This window comes from Rhizobium phaseoli (assembly GCF_003985125.1).
GTDB lineage: Bacteria > Pseudomonadota > Alphaproteobacteria > Rhizobiales > Rhizobiaceae > Rhizobium > Rhizobium phaseoli.
Map to the genome: position 1 here is coordinate 329,034 of NZ_ML133566.1, position 16,542 is coordinate 345,575.

A 16,542-nucleotide genomic window follows, 5' to 3' on the forward strand; every position below is an offset into this window, starting at 1 on the left:
AGCCTTTGGCGCAGAACATGCAATCGCGCGGACGGGCTGGAGAGGGATCCCCAGCCCACCGGCGAATATCATGCCGCGCCGTCTCAGCTGCGGGTGATCGAAATGCCGCCGTCGACCAGCGACGCCGTGCCGGTGACGAAGCTGGCATCGTCGGAGGCAAGGTAGAGCACCGAGCGGGCGACTTCGTCCGGCGTCGCGACCCGCTTCAGGGCATGCATAGCGGTGACGGCAGCCTGCTTGTCGGCCGTATCGTTCATGTCGCGGTACATGTCGGTATCGACGGCGCCCGGCAGGACGGCGTTGACGCGCACGCCCTGCGGCCCGAATTCGGCGGCGAGCGCCTGCGTCAGCCCGATCAGGCCGGATTTGCTGGCGGCATAGGCGGCAACGCCGGGAAAGGCGAAGCTGTAGCCGACGAAGGTCGAGGTGAAGATCACCGAACCGCCGCCATTTTGCGCCATCGCACCGATCTGATGTTTGGCAGCGAGGAAGGATGCGGTCAGGTTGACGGCCAGTGCCTCGCTGAAGCCTGCTTCCGAGACACCGGTGCTCGGACCCGCTTCGCCGATGATGCCGGCATTGTTGAAGGCGATGTCGAGTTTGCCGTAATGGGTCACGGCGGCCGCAACCAGCGCCTGGTGATATTCTTCCGACCGGACGTCGCCGGCAACGGCCACGGCATCGCCGCCCTCGGCACTAATCTCCGCCACCAGGCTGTCGAGTTCGGCTTGACGTCGGGCGCCGACAATGACCTTGGCGCCTTCGGCGGCAAAAAGCTTTGCCGTGACGCGGCCGATGCCGGAGCTTGCGCCGGTGACGATTGCGACCTTGTTGTTCAAGCGGTTCATGGTTCCATCTCCTATTTTGAGGCGAGGCGGCCCCTGCCGTCCCTTCCGTTGAATGGAAGATGGCATTTTCCTTTCGTTCGGATTAGTCTCCAGATCGGGGAATTCGAATTCGGAAAGACCGAACAATGATCAGGGTCGAAGGCATTGCCGCTTTCGTTGCTGTCGTCGAGGCCGGCTCGGTCAGCGAGGCGGCCCGGCGGCTGCGCCTCTCCAAATCCGTCGTCAGCGAAAGGCTGGCAGAACTGGAGAAGGCGCTTGGCGGCACGCTGCTGCACCGTACGACGCGCAAACTCACTCTGACGGAAGACGGTGCGGTCTTCCTGGAACGAGCCGGGCGCATCGTGCGCGAGATCGAGGAGGCCGCCGCCGACATGGCCGAGCGGCGCGGCGCGCTGTCCGGCCCGATCCGTATTGCTGCACCCGTCACCTTCGGCCGCATGCATCTCGGTCCGGCGCTCTATCCCTTTCTCGCCCAACATCCCGACATCCACCTGACGCTCGATATCGACGACCGCCGTGTCGATGCTGCCTCGGACGGTTATGACGCCATCATCCGCAACGGCCCGCTCGCCGACAGCCGGCTGGTTGCCTGGAAGCTTGCGCCGAGCCGCCGGCTTCTCTGCGCGGCGCCGGATTATCTCGCCCGCCAGGGAATGCCGACCTCGCTCGCCGACCTCAACAATCATCGCGGTATCTTCTACACCAATCGCGGTGTCGCCGACTGGCGCTTCCAGACGCCGGAGGGGGCGATCCTCGTCCGGGCAAAACCGGCGCTCGGCATCAACAACGGCGATATGCTCCGCGACGCCGCCATCGCCGGCCTCGGCATTGCGCTGCTGCCCGCCTTCATCGCCGGCCCGGCCATCCGCGAGGGCCTGCTTGCCGAAATCGATGTCGGTCACAGGCCGGAGGCCGAATTCATCTATATGGCTCATCCCGCCGGCCGGAACCCCTCGGCCAAGCTGCGCGCCATCGCCGATCACCTGAAGAAGAGTTTTGGCGATCCGCCCTATTGGGATATTGCGGATGAACACGAAGGTTCGTCAGGATGAAGATATGCCGCCCTCAGTGCACGCGGTGAAGACCGTGCCCACAGGAGAAAAGCACTATTTGACACGCGGTACCGGCGCCTATCGCCGCGCCAGCCTGGCGCTTTTCCTCTCCGGCTTTTCCACCTTCTCGCTGCTCTATTGCGTGCAGCCGCTGCTGCCGATCTTTTCGCAGGAATTTTCCGTCAGCCCGGCCGAAAGCTCGCTGTCGCTGTCGCTCTCCACCGGCTTTCTTGCCCTCGCCATCGTCTGCGCCGCCGCCGTCTCGGAAGGGCTTGGTCGCCGCAGCCTGATGTCGATATCGCTGGTCGGTGCGGCCTTGCTGACGGTCGCCACGGCTTTTGCGCCGAACTGGCACTTGCTGCTCGTCATACGCGCCGTTCAGGGTCTCGTTCTCGGCGGCGTGCCCGCCGTCGCCATGGCCTATCTCGCCGAGGAGATCGATCCGCGCGGCCTTGGCGCCACCATGGGCCTTTATGTCGGCGGCACGGCCTTCGGCGGCATGTCCGGCCGCGTGCTGACCGGCATCTTCGCCGAATATCTCGGCTGGCGGCCGGCGCTGTTCGTCATCGGCGCCATCGGCCTTGCCGCGGCGCTCGGCTTCATCGCCCTGCTGCCGCCATCGCGGAATTTCGTCCGCCGGCCGGGCTTCGACCCGCGTTTTCACGCAAAGGCCTGGCGCGGCCATCTCGCCAATCCGGCGCTGCCCTTCATCTTCGCCATCGCCTTCCTGGCGATGGGCTCCTTCGTGACCATCTACAATTACGCCGGCTTCCGTCTCGTGGCGCCGCCCTATGGCCTCAACCAGACCGAACTCGGCCTGATCTTCGCCGTCTATCTCTTCGGCATCGGCGCTGCCTCGATCGGCGGCCTCATCGGAGATCGGATCGGGCATTTTCGCTTGCTGCTCTTCGGTCTGGCGCTGACCGCCGCCGGCAGCGCGCTGACGCTCTTTGCCCCGCTGCCATCGATCATTCTCGGTGTCGTCGTGCTGACGGCCGGCTTCTTCATGAGCCATTCCATCGCCAGCGGCCTCGTCGGCAGGCTGGCGCATGGCACCAAGGGCCACGCCTCGTCGCTCTATATGCTGGCCTATTACGTCGGCTCCAGCCTCATGGGGTCGGCGGGTGGCTGGTTCTTCGCAATCGACGGCTGGGCCGGCGTCGTCGCCTTCACCCTTGTCATGCTGACCCTCGCCTTTATCTCCGCCTGTGTCGCGCAGCGTCTTGCAAGGGAGAAAGCATGATCCGCATCGACCGTCTCGATCACCTCGTGCTGACCGTCGCCGATATCGCAGCCACCTGCGACTTCTATTCCCGCATCCTCGGCATGTCGGTCGAAACCTTCGCGGAAGGCCGCAAGGCGCTGAAATTCGGCCGCCAGAAGATCAACCTGCATCGGGCCGGCCACGAATTCGAACCGAAGGCAAAACATGCCGCCCCCGGCTCCGGCGACCTCTGCTTCATCGCCGAAACGCCGATTGCCGACGTCATTGCTCATCTGCAGGCGTCGGGCGTTGCGATCGAAGAGGGCCCGGTCGAACGCACCGGCGCGACCGGACGGTTGCGTTCGGTGTATTTCCGAGACCCGGACGGCAATCTCATCGAGGTTTCGGATCTGATCGGCTGACGTTCGATAGGCCGATACCTGCCTTCGGTTTCAATCCAGCCGGATATAGGGCACGTCCTTCTTCGTCACCTCGTCCAGCGCCTCCTCGTAGCCCGCATCGGCATACCGCATGACGCCGAGGGCGGTGTCGTTGGTCAGCGCGTGGTCGAGCCGTTCGTCGGCGGAATCGGTGCCGTCGGCGATGACGGTGACGCCGCAGCTCGTCATGTAGCCGGCATAACCGCCGCCGCCGGAATGGACGACGACGAGATCGGCCATCGACGAGCAGAGCATCATCGCATCGATCAGCGGCCAGTCGGCGATCGCATCCGAACCGTCCTTCATCCGCTCGGTCATGATGTTGGGATGCGCCATGGCGCCGGCATCGAGATGGTCGCGGGAAAAGGCCACCGGGCCTTTGAGTTCGCCGCCTGCGACCAGCGCATTGACGCGCCGCGCCAGCATCGTGCGTTCGCCGTGGCCGAGCCAGGCGATGCGCGCCGGCAGCCCCTCGAAGGGGACGTGCTCGCGCGCCAGCCGGATCCAGTTTGTGATGATCTTGTTGTCGGGGAAGAGTTCGAGCAACAGATCGTCGACGCGGGCGATATCGTTATTCTCGCCCGACAGCGCCATCCAGCGGAACGGGCCGATCGCCCGAGCAAAGAGCGGCCTCAGATAGGCTTCGGTGAAGATCGGAATGTCGAAGGCATTGGTGACGCCGCCCTCTTTGGCCTGGGTGCGGATGAGGTTGCCGTTGTCGAAGACTTCGGAGCCGCGCTTCTGGAAATCCAGCATCGCCGTTACATGTTCGACGATCGAGGCGCGGCTTGCCGCCATCAATTGCCCCTGGCCGTCGTCGCGCAGCCCTTTGACCTGATCCAGGCTCATGCCCTTCGGCACATAGCCATAGACGAGGTCATGCGCCGAGGTCTGGTCGGTGACGATGTCGGGCACGATGCCGCGCCGGGCGATTTCGGGATAGACCTCCGCCGCATTGCCGACGAGCCCGACCGACAGCGCCCGCTTCTCCTTAACCGCCGCATCGATCATCTGAAGGGCGGTATCGAGATCGGGCGCTATTTCCTGGAGATAACCGATCTGCTGGCGCTTGTGCGCGCGCTCCGGATCGATGTCGATACAGAGGATCGCAGCCCCCGCCATGCGGCCTGCGAGCGGCTGCGCCCCGCCCATGCCGCCGAGACCCGCCGTCAGCACGAAGCGGCCGGCGAGATCGCCGCCGAAGCGCCGCTCGGCAATGCGCATGAAGATCTCGTAGGTTCCCTGGATGACACCCTGGCTGCCGATATACTGCCAGGCCCCCGCCGTCAGTCCGCCCCAGCAGATCAGTCCCTTGCGCTGCAGTTCGTAGAACACCTCCGCTTTAGCCCATTGCCCGACGATATTGCAGTTCGCCATGATGACGAGCGGCGCCCTGGCGTGCGTCCTCACCAGCCCGATCGGCTTGCCGGACTGGATAAGCAGCGTCTGGTCCTCCTCCATCTCGGTCAGCGCCTTGACGATGCCCTTATGCGCCGCCCAGCTGCGGGCCGCCTTGCCGAGCGCGGCATAGACGATCAGGTTTTCGGGATCCTCGCCAACGGAAAGCACGTTTTCGAGCAGGCGCAGCAGCGCTTCCTGCCGCCAGCCCTTGGCGCGCAAGTCCGGCCCGCCGGGAATCGGAAATTTCGGATGACGCGGATTGGCCTTCGACATGGTTGTTCCTCGCTTGGTCTCTGTTTTCCCTTCTCCCCGGTCGGTGGCCCGAAGGGTCGGATGAGGGCGCCACACGGTAGGCCTTTGCTTGCCTTCGCTTGCGCTCAGGCACTCGTGGCCCTGCCGCTCGCCCCCTCATCTGTCCTTCGCACATCTTCTCCCCGCCGGGGAGAAGGGAAAACTCTACTTCCCCGGCAGCGATTCCACATAGGCGATCGCGCCATCGAGCAAGCGCCGTCGCAGCGCATCGCCGCCGTAGACCTCGGCGGTCACCTGCAGCCAGCCCTGCATGACCCGCTCGCCCGACAGCATCTGGATCACCCCGGGCAGGGCCAGCGCCCAGCCGTCATTGCCCTTGCCGAGACGCATCAGCATGCCGTCGCTGCGCGCGCCGCAGAGAAGATTGCCGTTCAGCAGGAAGGCCCGGCCGCCGAACATCGATTGTTCGGTCAGCCCTGGCCGATCGCCGAGTTCTTCGCGCAGCAGTTCTTCGAGGCCGGGATCGCGCGTCATGACTCAGGCCTTCGTTTCCAAAGCGTAGCGGGCAATCTCGATCCCCATCGCCTTTTCGACGACGGGATAGACGGTGGGATCGAGCACGCTCGCCGACAGCGGGATGATATCCTTCGGCACATGCAGGATGAAGACGGACATGCCCTCCTGCAACTGGCCGACGCTGAGCGGCTCGCCCTCCGGAGAAAGCGTGGTGATCACCGCGGGGAAGGTGGCAAGCCGTGCGCCATCGGCATCGTCCACGGCCATATATTCGTTCATCACATGCAGCCTCACCGATTTTGCGCCCGTGCCGACGGTGACCGTGCCGATATCGAAAGCTTCTTTGGTGTAGACGACGTCCTTTCGAGAGATGACGCCCTCGGCGAGGATATGCCCGCCCGTTGTCTTGCAGATGGCGTCGATCACAGCAGATCCGCCGCGTTTCTCCGCCGCGATGATCGCCTCGCCGAGCGCAAGCGCCATCGAGATGCCGCCGAGTGCGGCGTGACTGCGGACATAGGAAGCGCGCAGCGGGTTGCGGCAGCTGGCGATGAAGCCGCCGGATTGATCGGCGGCGGCGCGCAGTACCGGCGAGATCTTCGCCGTCGCCCCCTTCACCACCAGCTCGATATAGCGGTTTTCGGCCCGATTGCCGCCGACCGCAGTCTGGATCATCGGCTCGGGCGAGCCGGCCATGCCGATCGAGCCCATGTCGCCGGTCGGATGGGCGCGGATATCGCCGACCGCGTCGACCACCTTGGTGCCGAGGATCGCCGAGGGCAGCCAGCCGTTCAGGGTCGAGGATTTGCCGTTCTGGCCGATGATCAGCCCGAAAAGCTTTTCGCCGAGCGCCTCCTGCAAGAGCTGCACCGCCTTCACATAATCGATGCCCTGCATTTCCCAGGGCGTGGTGGAGGCGGGCGCGCCGATGGCAGCGGCCGTCGCGATCCAGTCCTCGTCCCGCAGCTCGTCGATCGAGACCAGCTCCGGTTTCCCGACATTGACGGCCGCAAGCCCGAGCATCCGCCCGTGATCGGCCCAGCCGCCGCCGCCGGCGGCATAGACGGAGCCGCCCTTGACGGCGGCTTCGACGTCTTTCTCAACCAGTATGCGTCCCATCGGCCTTCTCCCGCTTCAAATCCTTGTCCATCTCGCGCACCGCTTCGAACAGCACGGCGGCGCCGAGCGCGATGTCGTCATTGTCGGCCCATTCGTCGGGGCAATGGCTGCGGCCTCCCCGGCAGGGCACGAAGATCATCGCCGCCGGCGCCACCTTGGCTATCCAGGCCGTGTCATGTCCGGCGCCGGACGCCATGCGCCGATTTTTCGCGCCGACACGCTCGCAGGCAGCCTCAAGCGTCGAAAGCAGGCTGGCATCGCCTGGTGTCGGCATGTTGTCGGACACCCGGTTCGGCGTCTCGATCGTCACGCCGTAGGCGGTGGCGAGCTTTTCGACATGGCCGTCGAGCCAGCGGCAGAAGGCCTCCATGTCGGCGCGGATTTCCGCACGGCCGTCGATCAGCAGCACCACTTTCGACGGCACGACATTGGCGGCGTTCGGCTCGATCCTGAGTTCGCCGACCGTCGCGGCGAAGTGGCCCGGCATCTTGGCAAGTTCGGCGGCGGCGTTGCGGATGTCGAGCACCAGCTGCGAAGCCGCCACCAGCGCATCCGCCCGCCGGTCCATCGGCGTCGTGCCGGCATGGTCGGCTCGTCCCTCGACGGCAATTTCGATGCGGGTGATGCCGGCGATCGCGGTGACGACGCCGATATCCTTGCGTTCGGCTTCGAGCACCGGCCCCTGCTCGATATGCAGTTCTAGGAAGCCTGCCAGATCGGGCCGCTTCTGCTGGTCCAGCACGCCAGGCCTGCCACCCATTTCGGCGATACCTTCGGCCAAGTCGCGCCCATCGCTGACGCGCGATAGCCAGGCTTCCGGCAATTGCCCGGTCATGCCGCGGCTGCCGATGCAGGAGACACCGAAGATGCTGACTTCTTCGGCGAGGAAATCGACGATCTCCAGATCGTGCTCGAGTTCGATGCTCTGGTCGCTGAGCGCCCGCGCCACCTCAAGCGCCGCGATCACCCCGGCAATGCCGTCGAAGCGGCCGCCGTCGGGCACCGTGTCGGAATGCGAACCGAGCATGATCGTGCCGAGCCACGGTTTGCGACCCGTGCGCCGGCCGATCAGATTGCCGGCCGCGTCGATCCGCGTTTCCAGTCCGGCCGCCTTCATCCGCGCTTCGAGATAGGCCCGGCCTTCGAGAAAGAGCGGCGAGAAGGCCCGCCGCGTCCAGGGGTGCCCCGGCTCGGTGATTTCGGCCAGCGCCACGATATCCTCGGCGATCCGGCTGACATTGACGGGAAGATTGCGATTCATGCACCGGCTCCCGCAATGAGGTGGCGCGGCGGCGGCCGGACGAACCGGCCGGTGCCGGGCTTGGCCAGCACCTTGCCGCCTTCCGCGATCTTTTCGCCGCGCAGGTAGGTGGCCGCGACGGTCCACGGCAAGGCAATGCCGTTATAGGGGCTCCAGCCGACGACATTGTTGCCGCTGGCCGACGCATCATAGACATTTTCCCGCGGTTCCAGCACGGTGATATCGGCGTCCTTGCCCGGCGTCAGCGCTCCCTTGATATGGTCGAGCCGGAAATGCTTGGCCGGATTTTCCGCCATCAGCCGGGCCGCCCAAGTCAGCGGAATTCCGCGCTCGATCGCGCCTTTGACGAAAAGCGGCACCATGACCTCGAGGCCCGGCACGCCGGATGCATTGGCGAGCATGTCGGGATTGGTCTTGCGGTTCTCCGACCAGCTGACGTGATCGGTCGAAACCAGCCAGACATCGCCCTCGGCCACCTTCCGCCAGAGCTTCTCAACCTCGGCGCGCGGCCGCAGCGGCGGATTGATCTTCGCCTTGCCGCCGAGGCGCTTCACGTCATTCTCTTCGTCGAGCGTCAGATAGTGGATGCAGCATTCGACGGTCGCCGCAAAACCGTCACGCCGATAGGCGCGGGCGATATCGTAGCCGCGCCCGAGCGAGCAATGCACCACATGCGCCGGGCAGCTGGTGGCCGCACCCGTCTCGAAGATCGTGTGCATCGCCAGAAGTTCGGTGATCGGTGGCCGTGACAGGCCGTGCGCCCGCCAGTCGGTGATGCCGCTCGCCTTTACTTGCTCCATGTAGCTGCGCACCGCCTCGTCGTCCTCGTTGTGCACGCCTGATGTCAGTCCCGTCGGCGCGATCGCCGCAAAGCAGGCGTCGAGCAGGGCCGGCGGAATGCGCGGAAAGCGCTTGGGGTCGGTGCCGAAAGTGGAAAACTTGAAGGCGGCGACGCCCGCCGCGACCATCTCGCCGATCCGCGCCGGGCCTTCTTCCGGATCGACGGTGCCGTAAAGCGCGAAGTCGACACGCGCCTGCGCGCCCGCGTGGTCGATCTTGCGTTTGACCGCTGCGGCCGAGCAGACGAGATCGCCCTCGTCATAGGGCATGTCGACGATCGTCGTGACGCCGCCGGCCGCCGCCGAGCGCGTCGACCAGATGAAGTCTTCCTGGTCTTTCTGCGAAAGCGAGTGCACCTGGGCGTCGATCGCACCGGGCAGGATCAGTGCTTTGCCGAGCAGATGCCGCTCGCGCGCTGAAGGCGGCACGCCGAGGCCGACCTCGGCGATCTTGCCGTCGCGGGCGGCGACATAGCCTTCGTCGAGAATGCGGTCCGGCAGCACCACCGTGCCCTGCAGAACGAGATCGAAGTCCATGCGGCTTCCTCCTAGACTGAAGTCAGACCGTTGCCGGCTGGAGCGTGGTGCCAAAAGCGTGACGTCTGTCGAATGGCATCATCTGGTTAATGTAGAACAGGATCCCAATTTTCAGGCCCTGGCCGGACATCATCCTGTTCGGCTGGCCAGCCGCTCCTCGATGGGCTCCGGCGAGCCGAGTGCGAAGAAATCGTCGAAGGAGGCGATCGGAACCTGTTCGATCAATTTTGCCAGAAACTCGTCCGATCCGAGCTCTTCCTCGATCGCTTCCACCTCGGCCGAAAGCGGCCGGTCGACGGTATAAAAAGCCGCGTGTTTGCGCACGACCTGATAAAGCATGCCGGCGACGCCCTTCGGTTCGTCTCCGAGAATGTCGATTGCCTGGGCCGACAGCAGCGCCTCGAGTGCGGCAAGCCGCTTCAGCGCCTGCATCTGCCGCTCGAAGCGCTCGATGACGAGCGGCAGGAAGGCCGCCTCGTCCTCCAGGCCGGCTGCCACGACCAGCGACTGCGCCGAAACGGGACCGGACATCGACAAGACGCGCGAGAAGATCTCGCCGGCAAGCTTGATGATCGGCCCGAAGCCGGTGGCGATCCGACCCGGAGGCACGAGATTGACCGGCAGGTCGCGCCGCTGGCCATTGCCGAGAATGACGCAGCGGTTGAAGGCGTTGCGTGCCGCATGCGCCATGCAGAGGGCGGCCGATTCGAGCAGGATGGTCACATCGAGCGGCAGCGAGCCGCCCGAGGTCATCACCCTGCCTTCCACCACCACGGGATTGTCGTCCGAGCGGCCGGTGGCGGCAAGGATCTTGTGGCCGGTCGACAGCAGGTTTTCGATGACGGCGCCGAACACCTGGGCGATCATGCGCAGGCTGAGCGGATCCTGCACATGCGTTGCAACAGGCCAGTTCCAGTCCTCCGACGCATTGCAGAGCCAGGCGCCGATCAGTGCCTCGCGCGCCGTGCCGACATGGCGGACGGCTTTCCAGGGATCGCGGGAGGCGCCGAGTGCGCCGGCCGCCATCATCGCCGTCGCCAGCAGGATGCGGATCGAGGCCGCCGCATTGCGTGTCGTTTCCGCAGCGGCCGCAAAGCTCACCGCATTGATGCTGAGCGAGGCGAGGCTGTCGCGCGGCGCCATCCGCACCGGTTCCAGTCCCGCGGCCCGGAAGGCGTCGGCCGCCTGCATCCGCTTGCCGCGATAGACCGCTTCGCCGACGCCGGTGAGCACCGCGCCGATCTGCCCCATCAGGCCGATATCGGCGCAGCCGATCGAGCCGGTGCGGCGCACGACCGGGATGACATCGGCCTCCAGCATCCTGATATAGGCCTCGATCAGCTCCGGCGTGCAGCCGACCTGGCCGGTCAGCGCCGTATTGACGCGGATCGCCATGGCGTTGCGCACGACATTGCAGGAAAACGGCGTGCCGGTGCCGAAATGATGGGCGCGCACCAGGCCGAGATTGAAAGTGTCGAGTTCGTCGGCCGACCACTCCACATCCTTCATGGCGCCCACACCGGTCGTCGAGCCGTAGACCGGCATGCCTGATGCAATCGCATCCTCGACGATCTCGCGGGCGATGGCGATGCGGGCCATGCCGGTTGTCGAAGCGGAAACCGTCGCCTTGCCCGCACCGATGGTCACCATCTCGGCAAAACCAAGCGGTCGTCCGGAAAGTTCGATGCCGGGGCGTTCGTGCTGCATGTGCCTTATCTCCTAATTCGAGAGACTAAGCGAGCCCTCCGTCACATGGGATATCCTAAATGCCGAACACAGCATGTTATCGGGAGGCGGTCAGCTCAACATCCAGGCAATATAGAGAAGCGTCAATGCGATGATCCACAGCGCGATCTTGCCCGAGCGGTTGTGGCGTGCTTCCGCCTTGCCGATCGCCTCGGCCGTCTCCTCGTCGAAACGCAGGCCGTGCTCGCTCATATGCAGGAGCTGATGATGGAATTTTTCGGTCTTTGCCGCAATTTCCGGCACGGCTTCAGCAAGCTTGACCGCCGCCTTCAGCCCGTCCTTGAGATCGGTCGCGATCCGCTTCGGCCCGAGATTGTTGCGAATCCAGTCGCCGACAACAGGCTCGGAGGCCTTCCACATGTTGAAGCGCGGATTGAGCATGCGTGACACGCCTTCGACCACGACCATGGTCTTTTGCAGCATCACCAGTTCCGGCCGCGTCGCCATGTCGAAGAGTTCGGTCACTTCGAACAGCAGCGTCAGCAGCTTGCCCATCGAGATCGTCTCGGCCGGCTGTCCATGGATCGGCTCGCCGATCGCCCGGATTGCCTGGGCGAAGCTCTCGACATTGTGGTGGCCCGGCACATAGCCGGCCTCGAAATGCACCTCGGCGACGCGGATGTAATCGCGGGTGATGAAGCCATAGAGGATTTCGGCCAGGAACCGCCGTTCCTTCTTGCCGAGCCGCCCGACGATACCCATGTCGACGGCGACGATCATGCCATCGGCATCTACGAACAGATTGCCCGGATGCATGTCGGCATGGAAGAAGCCGTCGCGCAGCGTATGGCGCAGGAACGACTGGATCAGCGTGTCGGCGAGCAGGTTGAGATCGTGGCCGGCCGCGCGCAGCCCCTCGACATCCGACATTCTCGTGCCGTCGATCCACTCCATGGTGATGACGTCGCGGCCCGTGCGCTCCCAGTCGACCTTCGGTACGCGGAAGCCGGGATCGCTGTCGGTGTTTTCGGCAATCTCCGAAAGCGCTGCCGCCTCCAGGCGCAGATCCATCTCCACCTTCGTCGTCTGTTCGAGCGTCTTCGTCACCTCGACCGGCCGCAGCCGCCGGCTCGACGGCATGAAACGCTCCTGCATATGGGCAACGAGGTACATGGCTTCGATATCGTGCGCAAAACGCTGGCGCACCCCGGGTCGCACGATCTTGACGGCGACCTTCTTTCGGCCTTGCGGTGTCTCGACTTCGGCCGGGTGCACCTGGGCGATCGAGGCGGCGGCGATCGGCTCGCCGAAGCTCGCATAAAGCTCGCCGATCGGTCGCCCGAGCGAGCCTTCGATATTCGCCTTGGCGGCAGCCGATGAAAAGAAGGCCATGCGGTCCTGCAACTGCGACAGGTCGTTGGCGAATTCGACGCCGACCACGTCAGGCCGCGTCGCCAGGAACTGTCCGATCTTCACATAGGAAGGGCCAAGCCGCTCGACGGCCTGCGCCAATCGGTCGCTGCGCTTCTGATGCTTTGCCTTGCTTCGCTCGAAAATCGTGACGAAGGATTTGGCGAGCGCGACCGAAGGCGGCAGGCCTTCGGAAGGAAGCGCCGAGACGACGCCCTCACGCACGAGCACCCAGCCGACGCGCCAAAGGCGGAAATAGGCTCCGAAAGTGCTCATGCTGGAATGCCCCGGTGACGGAGGTTCGTCTCTTTTTTCTTCATTCCCTCAGAGCTTCCAGCCGGAATGCAGCGCGGCGATGCCGCCGGTATAATTGGTGAAGCTGACACGCGAAAAGCCGGCCTGGCGGATCATCGCCGCGAAATTCTCCTGGTTCGGGAATTTGCGGATCGATTCCACCAGATACTGGTAGGGCTCGGCATCGCCGGTGATCGCCTTGCCGAATTGCGGAATGGCGTTGAACGACCAGGCGTCATAAATCTTGTCGAGCAGCGGCATGTCGACTTCGGAAAATTCCAGCACCAGCAGCCGGCCGCCGCGCTTCAGCACACGATAGGCCTCAGCCAGCGCGACATCGATCCTGGGCACGTTGCGGATGCCGAAGGCGATCGTGTAGGCGTCGAAGCTGGCGGCCTCGAAGGGCAGTTCCTCGGCATTCGCCTCGACGAAGGTCAGATTGGCCGAAAGCTTCTTCTTTTCCGCCCGCTCGGCGCCGACGCCGAGCATCGATCCGTTGATGTCGAGTACGGTGGCATGCGCCTGCCGACCGGAAGCCTCGACGATGCGGAAGGCGATGTCGCCGGTGCCGCCGGCAACGTCGAGCACTTTGTAGCCCGGTTCCTTGCGCGGATTGAGGGCGGCGATCATCGCATCCTTCCAGACGCGGTGCATGCCCATCGACATGACGTCGTTCATGATGTCGTAGCGCTTGGCGACCTTGTGGAACACCTGGTTGACCAGGCCCTGCTTCTCGCCGCCGGGCACTTCGCGAAAGCCGTAGGAGGTCTCCATGCCGCCATCGGCGGAAGTGCGGCTTTCTGACATCAGGCTGCTCCGTTCCTTCAAGATTCGGGCACGGCGGCCATAGCGAAAGACCGCGCGCGACGCTATCACTGGGCTGCGCTCTCCGCGGCCCACTGGCGCTATAGCGCACATCGACCTCGGTTGAAACACGTTCGATATAGATGGGTTAAGATGCCGGAATTGCCAGAAGTCGAAACGGTCAAGCGCGGGCTGGCGCCGGCGATGGAAGGGGCTCGCGTCGCGCGGCTGGAACTGCGCCGCCAGGACCTTCGCTTCCCCTTTCCCGAAGCCTTGGCGGACAGGGTTTCCGGCCGCACCATCGTCGGGCTTGGCCGCCGCGCCAAATATTTGCTGGTCGATCTCGACGACGGCAATACGCTGGTTTCCCATCTCGGCATGTCCGGTTCCTTCCGTATCGAGGAGGGCGCGGCCTCGGCGATGCCGGGCGAATTCCATCACGCCCGCACCAAGGACGAGAAGCACGATCACGTCGTCTTTCATCTCGAAGGCCAGGGCGGCCCGCGCCGCGTCGTTTATAACGACCCGCGCCGTTTCGGCTTCATGGATATGGTAAGACGAGCCGATCTTGCCGCCCATCCCTTCTTCCGTGACCTCGGCCCGGAGCCGACGGGCAACGATCTCGGCGCCGCCTACCTCGCCGAACGTTTCCGCGACAAGGCGCAGCCTTTGAAGAGCGCGCTTCTCGACCAGAAGAACATTGCCGGTCTCGGCAATATATATGTCTGCGAGGCGCTGTGGCGTTCGCATCTTTCGCCGATCCGCGCAGCCGGCACCCTGGTGACGCCGGGCGGCAAGCCGAAGGAAAAGCTCGGCCTGCTCGTCGCCTCGATCCGCGACGTCATCGCCGATGCGATCGCCGCCGGCGGATCGTCGTTGCGCGACCATATCCAGACCGACGGGTCGCTCGGCTATTTCCAGCATTCCTTCTCCGTCTATGATCGCGAAGGTCAGGCTTGCGGCACGCCCGGCTGCGGCGGTACGGTCGCCCGTATCGTGCAGGCGGGCCGCTCCACCTTCTATTGCGCCGCCTGCCAGAAATAACAGTGAACCGGAGACCAGCATGGCTTACGAGACCCTGATCGTCGAAACCCGAGGCAATGTCGGCCTCGTCACGCTGAACCGCCCGCAGGCGCTGAACGCATTGAATTCCACCGTGCTGAAGGAGTTGAAGGTGGCCTACGCCGCCTTCCATGACGACGAGGCGATCGGCGCGATCGTCATCACCGGCTCCGAACGCGCCTTTGCCGCCGGCGCCGATATCAAGGAGATGCAGTCGCTCCAGTTCGCCGACATGTATAAGAGTGACTTCATCAGCGGCTGGGACGACATTGCCAAGGCGCGCAAGCCGGTCATTGCCGCCGTCAGCGGTTTTGCGCTCGGCGGCGGCTGCGAGCTGGCGATGATGTGCGATTTCATCATCGCCTCGGAGACGGCGAAGTTCGGCCAGCCGGAAATCACCCTCGGTGTCATCCCCGGCATGGGCGGCTCGCAGCGGCTGACGCGCGCCGTCGGCAAGGCGAAGGCGATGGATCTTGTCCTGACCGGCCGGATGATGGATGCGGCGGAAGCCGAACGATCGGGACTCGTTTCGCGTGTGGTGGCGCCCGAGCGTCTGCTCGACGAGGCGCTTGCCGCCGCCGAGAAGATCGCCTCGCTTTCGCAGCCCTCGGTGATGATGGCCAAGGAGGCAGTCAACCGCGCCTTCGAGACGACGCTGGAGGAGGGACTCCGCTTCGAACGCCGCCTGTTCCACAGTCTCTTTGCCACCGATGATCAGAAAGAAGGCATGGCGGCCTTTGTCGAGAAGCGCAAAGCCGTCTTTAAGCACCGTTGAATGCTTTTCGGCGCCTGCCGGCTGGAAAGCTTGAAAATCCGCGTTGACGTGGGCCGGCTTTAGGGTTATATGCCCGCCCACGGTTCGGAAAGCCGCTCTGGTTTTCCGCGATTGCTCCCGCATTGCTGGATTTGGTGGCCGCAGGGCCCGCGGTGATGGCGGAGTTTGTTCGAATTCTTGAGAGAGGCATCCATGGCCAATACAACTTCGGCGAAAAAAGCGACCCGCAAGATCGCCCGCCGTACCGACGTCAATAAGGCTCGTCGCTCGCGCGTTCGCACTTTCGTTCGCCAGGTCGAAGAGGCTATCGCATCCGGTGACGCCGACAAGGCGAAGGCGGCTTTCCTGGCCGCTCAGCCGGAGCTTGCCCGCGCCGCCAGCAAGGGCGTGCTGCACTCCAACACGGCATCGCGCAAGGTCTCGCGCCTGGCCGCTCGTGTGAAGGCGCTTTCGGTCTCCGCGACCGCGTAATCTTCCATTAACGACCTCCTCGTTATGATTAGCCCGGTAATTTTACCGGGCTTTTTCGATTCTGCCGATCGGCGTCTTCATGGTTAATCGCACGACTGTTTCGTGTCAGCGCCATGACAGGAAAAGTCTTTAAAAAACAACGGCTTGCGCAAGGATGCTTTCGCGCTGCGCGACTCTGGCCTACGCTCCGGGGACCCTGGGCGAGTCAAGAAGATTTTTATTTTTTTTCTTTCTTTGCGTGTCAAAATAGCCCGAACGGGGAATCTCCTTGATTCAAAAGCGATTCTTTTTTGACGCTGGTGTGACGCCCGAAAAGGGCGGGCGGAGTCAATGGCCGCATCTTAATTTTGCGTAAAATTCATCGTTGATCTTGCCATTTGATCCTGCCTAAATGGCTTCCAACAAAGGGCGCGGACATCACCTGCAGAGGCTCGGTCTTAACTGCCACGTCGGCAGGGCGATAAGTTTGTACCATTTGTTACGGAGCTTTGCGCTTCCGTTTTTTCAAGCACTTGACGGATTTGAGCCGTAACGTGGCTGTTACGGGGCAGGGATGTTTTGTGCCTATGGT

General features: G+C 64.0%; 15 protein-coding genes. 6 read left to right on the forward strand and 9 right to left on the reverse strand.

The genetic code is table 11. From position 1 onward, the window contains the following. Positions 1 to 83: 83 nt before the first annotated feature. Positions 84 to 848, reverse strand: a complete 765-nt coding sequence (locus tag EFD56_RS04780; RefSeq protein WP_126904822.1) for an SDR family oxidoreductase — start codon at positions 846 to 848, stop codon at positions 84 to 86. Positions 849 to 973: 125 nt separating this feature from the next. Here EFD56_RS04780 and EFD56_RS04785 point away from each other — a divergent pair, with 125 nt between their 5' ends. The 3 genes from EFD56_RS04785 to EFD56_RS04795 are packed head-to-tail and all read left to right on the forward strand — an operon-like array spanning position 974 to position 3,526. After that, a complete protein-coding gene (locus tag EFD56_RS04785) occupies positions 974 to 1,900 on the forward strand; it encodes a LysR family transcriptional regulator (RefSeq protein WP_126904823.1) in 927 nt (308 codons plus the stop codon). A 4-nt stretch (positions 1,901 to 1,904) separates the two neighbouring features. After that, on the forward strand, positions 1,905 to 3,143 hold the full coding sequence (locus EFD56_RS04790) for an MFS transporter (protein WP_126904911.1): 1,239 nt from the start codon (positions 1,905 to 1,907) through the stop codon (positions 3,141 to 3,143). Beyond that, positions 3,140 to 3,526: a VOC family protein gene (locus EFD56_RS04795; protein WP_126904824.1), complete on the forward strand. Its 387-nt coding sequence runs from the start codon at positions 3,140 to 3,142 to the stop codon at positions 3,524 to 3,526. The genes EFD56_RS04790 and EFD56_RS04795 overlap by 4 nt, the downstream gene beginning before the upstream one ends. A 30-nt stretch (positions 3,527 to 3,556) precedes the next feature. On the opposite strand, the gene EFD56_RS04800 is transcribed toward EFD56_RS04795, so the two are convergent. The 8 genes from EFD56_RS04800 to ubiE all read right to left on the reverse strand — a co-directional run bounded on the left by EFD56_RS04800 (position 3,557) and on the right by ubiE (position 13,666). Beyond that, on the reverse strand, positions 3,557 to 5,218 hold the full coding sequence (locus EFD56_RS04800; protein WP_126904825.1) for a thiourocanate hydratase: 1,662 nt from the start codon (positions 5,216 to 5,218) through the stop codon (positions 3,557 to 3,559). Between the two features lie 183 nt (positions 5,219 to 5,401). Beyond that, entirely contained in the window at positions 5,402 to 5,731 is a 330-nt protein-coding gene (locus EFD56_RS04805) for a TfoX/Sxy family protein (RefSeq protein ID WP_126904826.1), read from the reverse strand. Positions 5,732 to 5,734: 3 nt separating this feature from the next. Then, complete coding sequence (locus EFD56_RS04810; protein WP_126904827.1) at positions 5,735 to 6,832, reverse strand: thiohydantoin desulfurase; 1,098 nt, start codon at positions 6,830 to 6,832, stop codon at positions 5,735 to 5,737. After that, the gene (locus EFD56_RS04815; RefSeq protein ID WP_126904828.1) at positions 6,813 to 8,093 is read right to left on the reverse strand and encodes a Zn-dependent hydrolase; all 1,281 of its coding nucleotides are present in this window, start codon (positions 8,091 to 8,093) and stop codon (positions 6,813 to 6,815) included. The genes EFD56_RS04810 and EFD56_RS04815 overlap by 20 nt, the downstream gene beginning before the upstream one ends. Beyond that, on the reverse strand, positions 8,090 to 9,469 hold the full coding sequence (locus EFD56_RS04820; protein ID WP_126904829.1) for a dihydroorotase: 1,380 nt from the start codon (positions 9,467 to 9,469) through the stop codon (positions 8,090 to 8,092). Before EFD56_RS04820 ends, EFD56_RS04815 begins: the two co-directional genes overlap by 4 nt. A gap of 129 nt (positions 9,470 to 9,598) precedes the next feature. Continuing rightward, positions 9,599 to 11,176 (reverse strand): aromatic amino acid lyase, encoded by a 1,578-nt coding sequence (locus EFD56_RS04825; RefSeq protein ID WP_064821221.1) that lies wholly within the window; start codon positions 11,174 to 11,176, stop codon positions 9,599 to 9,601. A 90-nt stretch (positions 11,177 to 11,266) separates the two neighbouring features. Beyond that, positions 11,267 to 12,841 carry a 2-polyprenylphenol 6-hydroxylase gene (gene ubiB / locus EFD56_RS04830; protein ID WP_004679867.1) on the reverse strand — a complete coding sequence of 525 codons (1,575 nt, stop codon included), beginning with the start codon at positions 12,839 to 12,841 and terminating at the stop codon, positions 11,267 to 11,269. Positions 12,842 to 12,889: 48 nt separating this feature from the next. After that, positions 12,890 to 13,666 carry a bifunctional demethylmenaquinone methyltransferase/2-methoxy-6-polyprenyl-1,4-benzoquinol methylase UbiE gene (gene ubiE, locus EFD56_RS04835; RefSeq protein ID WP_016734988.1) on the reverse strand — a complete coding sequence of 259 codons (777 nt, stop codon included), beginning with the start codon at positions 13,664 to 13,666 and terminating at the stop codon, positions 12,890 to 12,892. A gap of 150 nt (positions 13,667 to 13,816) precedes the next feature. On the opposite strand from ubiE, the gene mutM reads away from it, so the two are divergent. The 3 genes from mutM (at position 13,817) to rpsT (ending at position 15,971) form a co-directional block, all read left to right on the forward strand. Continuing rightward, entirely contained in the window at positions 13,817 to 14,707 is an 891-nt protein-coding gene (gene mutM, locus EFD56_RS04840; RefSeq protein ID WP_012482401.1) for a bifunctional DNA-formamidopyrimidine glycosylase/DNA-(apurinic or apyrimidinic site) lyase, read from the forward strand. Positions 14,708 to 14,726: 19 nt separating this feature from the next. Then, a complete protein-coding gene (locus tag EFD56_RS04845) occupies positions 14,727 to 15,500 on the forward strand; it encodes an enoyl-CoA hydratase (protein ID WP_126904830.1) in 774 nt (257 codons plus the stop codon). Positions 15,501 to 15,692: 192 nt separating this feature from the next. Then, positions 15,693 to 15,971, forward strand: a complete 279-nt coding sequence (gene rpsT, locus EFD56_RS04850; protein ID WP_008524652.1) for a 30S ribosomal protein S20 — start codon at positions 15,693 to 15,695, stop codon at positions 15,969 to 15,971. Positions 15,972 to 16,542 lie beyond the last annotated feature (571 nt).

Excerpts from the sequence above, each read along its gene's own strand:
- EFD56_RS04815 (WP_126904828.1), bottom strand. The coding sequence starts at position 8,093 with ATGAATCGCAATCTTCCCGTCAATGTCAGCCGGATCGCCGAGGATATC.
- ubiE (WP_016734988.1), bottom strand. The coding sequence starts at position 13,666 with ATGTCAGAAAGCCGCACTTCCGCCGATGGCGGCATGGAGACCTCCTAC.
- EFD56_RS04805 (WP_126904826.1), bottom strand. The coding sequence starts at position 5,731 with ATGACGCGCGATCCCGGCCTCGAAGAACTGCTGCGCGAAGAACTCGGC.
- EFD56_RS04795 (WP_126904824.1), top strand. The coding sequence starts at position 3,140 with ATGATCCGCATCGACCGTCTCGATCACCTCGTGCTGACCGTCGCCGAT.
- ubiB (WP_004679867.1), bottom strand. The coding sequence starts at position 12,841 with ATGAGCACTTTCGGAGCCTATTTCCGCCTTTGGCGCGTCGGCTGGGTG.
- EFD56_RS04845 (WP_126904830.1), top strand. The coding sequence starts at position 14,727 with ATGGCTTACGAGACCCTGATCGTCGAAACCCGAGGCAATGTCGGCCTC.
- mutM (WP_012482401.1), top strand. The coding sequence starts at position 13,817 with ATGCCGGAATTGCCAGAAGTCGAAACGGTCAAGCGCGGGCTGGCGCCG.
- EFD56_RS04820 (WP_126904829.1), bottom strand. The coding sequence starts at position 9,469 with ATGGACTTCGATCTCGTTCTGCAGGGCACGGTGGTGCTGCCGGACCGC.
- EFD56_RS04825 (WP_064821221.1), bottom strand. The coding sequence starts at position 11,176 with ATGCAGCACGAACGCCCCGGCATCGAACTTTCCGGACGACCGCTTGGT.
- EFD56_RS04785 (WP_126904823.1), top strand. The coding sequence starts at position 974 with ATGATCAGGGTCGAAGGCATTGCCGCTTTCGTTGCTGTCGTCGAGGCC.
- EFD56_RS04810 (WP_126904827.1), bottom strand. The coding sequence starts at position 6,832 with ATGGGACGCATACTGGTTGAGAAAGACGTCGAAGCCGCCGTCAAGGGC.
- EFD56_RS04800 (WP_126904825.1), bottom strand. The coding sequence starts at position 5,218 with ATGTCGAAGGCCAATCCGCGTCATCCGAAATTTCCGATTCCCGGCGGG.
- rpsT (WP_008524652.1), top strand. The coding sequence starts at position 15,693 with ATGGCCAATACAACTTCGGCGAAAAAAGCGACCCGCAAGATCGCCCGC.
- EFD56_RS04780 (WP_126904822.1), bottom strand. The coding sequence starts at position 848 with ATGAACCGCTTGAACAACAAGGTCGCAATCGTCACCGGCGCAAGCTCC.
- EFD56_RS04790 (WP_126904911.1), top strand. The coding sequence starts at position 1,905 with ATGCCGCCCTCAGTGCACGCGGTGAAGACCGTGCCCACAGGAGAAAAG.